The sequence below is a fragment of the Actinomyces sp. MRS3W genome (assembly GCF_032465695.1).
Taxonomy (GTDB): Bacteria; Actinomycetota; Actinomycetes; order Actinomycetales; family Actinomycetaceae; genus Actinomyces.
Genome location: NZ_JAWDJJ010000053.1, coordinates 1 through 3,654, shown reverse-complemented (window position 1 = coordinate 3,654; position 3,654 = coordinate 1). Strand labels below are relative to the sequence as shown.

Annotated in this window: 1 protein-coding gene; it reads left to right on the top strand. The window is 73.3% G+C overall.

What is annotated here, in order from left to right; genetic code table 11:
- Positions 1 to 3,654, top strand: a 3,654-nt coding sequence (locus RWX45_RS01535) for an acyltransferase domain-containing protein (protein ID WP_316022029.1), incomplete at both ends; no start/stop codon positions are given.

Below are 3,654 nucleotides of genomic sequence, written 5' to 3'. Positions count from 1 at the left end.
GGACCTACACCATGCTCGGCACCGTCGAGCTGGGTGACCGGGTTGAGATCAGCGTGGAGCGCACCGGCCTGGTGGTCGGCGGCGGCCTGGTTCTCGAGGTCACCTGCCGGGTTGGCGATGAGGTTGTCTCCCGCGGCACCGCCGTGACCGAGCCGGAGCCCACCGCATACGTTTACCCCGGCCAGGGCATCCAGGCCCGTGGCATGGGCCTGGACGAGATGCGCATCTCCAAGGCCGCCCGTGAGGTCTGGGAGCGGGCCGACGCCCACACCCGCGCCGAGCTCGGCTTCTCCGTCATCGCGCTGGTCCGCGACAATCCCACGGAGATGACCGCCCGCGGCGTCACCTACCGGCACCCCGAGGGACTGCTCAACCTCACCCAGTTCACCCAGGTCGCCCTGGCCACAGTGGCCATGGCCACCACCGCCCGCATGGCCGAGGCCGGCGCCCTTGTGGAGTCCGCCGCCTTCGCCGGCCACTCGCTGGGCGAATACACCGCCCTGAGCGCCTACGGGCGGGTCATGTCGGTGGAGACGACCATCTCGATTGTCTTCCAGCGCGGATCCACCATGCACTCCCTGGTCCCGCGCGACGAGGTCGGCGCCTCCAACTACCGCATGGGTGCCCTGCGCCCGAACCAGGCGGGCATTGGCGCCAACGAGGTCGAGGACTACATCCGCGAGGTCTGCGAGTCCAGCGGGGAGTTCCTGCAGATCGTCAACTACAACCTCGCCGGCGTCCAGTACGCCGTGGCGGGCACCATCAAGGGACTCGAGGCCCTGGCCGCCGACGCCCGCGCCAAGGCCGCCGCCCGGGGCGGGAAGAACCCCTTCATGTACGTCCCCGGCATTGACGTGCCCTTCCACTCCGAGGTGCTGCGCCCGGGCGTGCCCGAGTTCCGCGAGCGGCTGCTCTCGCTCATCCCCATGGACCTGGACGTGACCCGCCTGGTGGGCCGCTACGTGCCCAACCTGGTGGCCCGCCCCTTCGAGCTGAGCGAGGACTTCGCCCGCGCCATCCTCGACGTCGTCCCCTCCGAGCCGGTCCGCGAGATCCTGAACGACTGGGAGCGGTGGGCCGGCCAGCCCACCGAGCTGGGCCGCCAGCTGCTGGTCGAGCTGCTCGCCTGGCAGTTCGCCTCCCCGGTCCGCTGGATTGAGACGCAGGACGTGCTGCTGTCCAGCCCCGAGCAGGGCGGCCTGGGCGTGGAGCACATCGTCGAGGTCGGCCTGGCCGCATCCCCGACGCTGGCCAATCTGGCCTCCCGCACGCTGGCGCTGCCGCAGCACGCCGGACGCCACGTGGTGGTGCACAACGCCCGCCGCGACGAGTCGCGCGTACTGGCCACCGACACCGACCCGGCGGTGGAGCTGGAGGAGGAATCCTTCGAGCTGCCTGCCGCGGAAGACGCCGCGGCCGCACCCGCCCCGGCGGCGCAGACACCCGCGGTCCCAACTCCGGCTGAGGCCGCGCCCGCCGCACCCGTGGCGAGCGCCCCGGCCGCGTCCGGTCCGGTCGCGGACCTGTCCTTCGGCGCCACCGACGCCCTCACGGTGCTGCTGGCGCACGCCGCCCGCATCCGTCCCGAGCAGATCGGCGCCACCGATACCACCGAGACACTCACCAACGGCGTGTCCTCGCGCCGCAACCAGCTGCTCATGGACCTGGGCACCGAACTGCAGTTGGCCAGCATTGACGGCGCCGCCGACGCCGACATGACCACGCTGGCCGGCATCGTCGCCAAGGGCGCTCCCGGCTACAAGCCCTTCGGGCCGGTGCTCGCCGATGCCACTCGCACCGGACTGGGACGCATCCTCGGCCCGTCCGGGGTGCGTGCCAATCGCATTGCCGATCGCGTGACCGGCACCTGGGGCTTGGGTGATGGCTGGGTCGCCCACGTGACCGCGGAGCTGTTCCTGGGGACCCGGGAGGGTGCCTCCATGCGCGGCGAGGACCTGGCCACGCTCGGTTCGTCCGCCCCGCTCACGTCCGCCAGCGCCGTGGACAAGCTCATCGACGCCGCGGTGCAGGCCGTCGCCGCCGACCACGGCGTCACCGTGGCCATGCCCAGCGCCGGTGGTGCCGGGGGAGCGGTGGTCGACTCCGCCGCCCTCGACGCCTTCGCCGAGCAGGTCACCGGCGCCGACGGGGTGCTGGCCACCACGGCACGCACCCTGCTGGATGCCCTCGGGCTGTCCGCCAAACAGACCGTCCCGGCCGATGCCGGCGACGAGGCGGCCGCTACCCGCGCCGCCATTGAGGCCATCGACGCCGAGCTCGGCACCGGCTGGGTCAAGTCCGTGACCCCGGCCTTCTCCGCCGACCGCGCCGTCCTCATCGACGACCGCTGGGCCACCGCCCGCGACGATCTGGCCCGACTCGGCAACGGCGACCTGCCGCTGCCGCAGGCCCGTCACCTGCTGACGCTGGAGCGCTTCGTCGGCCTGGGCACGGCGGTCGCCGACCAGGCCGCCTGGTGGGCCCGCCAGCTGCGTGCCGCCCAGGCCGCTGGGATCCCCGAGTCGGCCGAGCGCGCCGACATCGCCGAGGCGATTGCCGCGGCGGCCGCCCAGGCTCCCACCGCGGGCGCCGCCTCGGTGCGCTGGGCCGGCGACGTCGCCGTCGTCACCGGCCTCGCACCCAGTTCGATCGCCGCGGCGGTCGTCGGTGAGCTGCTCGCCGGCGGGGCCACCGTCGTGGCGACCAGCTCGCGGCTGACCCACGAGCGGCTGGCCTTCGCCACGAAGCTGTACCAGGAGCACGCCTCCTTCGGTGCCCGCCTGTGGATGGTCCCCGCCAACCTGGCCTCCTACCGTGACGTGGACGCCCTGGCCGACTGGATCGGCAACGACCAGACGGTGACCTCCGGCGGGACCACCCAGCTGGTCAAGGAGGCCCTGGTTCCCACCCTGCTGTTCCCCTTCGCGGCGCCGCGCGTGGTCGGCACCCTGGCCGACGCCGGCCCGGCCGCCGAGTCTCAGACCCGGCTGCTGCTGTGGAGCGTGGAGCGCACCATCGCGGCCCTGTCCGCCATCGGCACCGACACTCACGTCGACCACCGCCTGCACGTCGTCCTGCCCGGTTCCCCCAACCGCGGAACCTTCGGCGGCGACGGCGCCTACGGCGAGGTCAAGTCCGCGCTGGACGCCATCGTCAACCGCTGGAGCGCGGAGAAGAACTGGTCCGGGCGCGTCACGCTGGCCCACCCGCGTATCGGCTGGGTGCGCGGCACCGGCCTCATGGGCGGCAATGACCCGCTGGTCGCGGCCGTGGAGGCCGCCGGGGTGCGCACCTGGTCCACCCCGGAGATCGCCCGGGAACTGGTGGCCCTGTGCGACCCGCAGGTGCGCGAGCAGGCCACTACCGCCCCGGTGGCGGCGGACCTGACCGGTGGTCTGGGCGACGACATCGACCTGGTGGCGCTGCGCGAGAACGCCGTCACCGGCGTCTCCGCGCCGCAGTCCGCACCGCAGCCGGCCACCATTAAGGCGCTGCCGACCCCGCAGGTGCCGACCCAGCCCACCGCCCCCGACTGGGGCGAGGTGGACGCCGACCTCGACGACCTCGTCGTGGTCGTCTCCACCGGCGAGGTGTCCACCTGGGGTTCGGGACGCACCCGCCGCGAGGCGGAGCTGGGCATGACCGGCGGGGGCG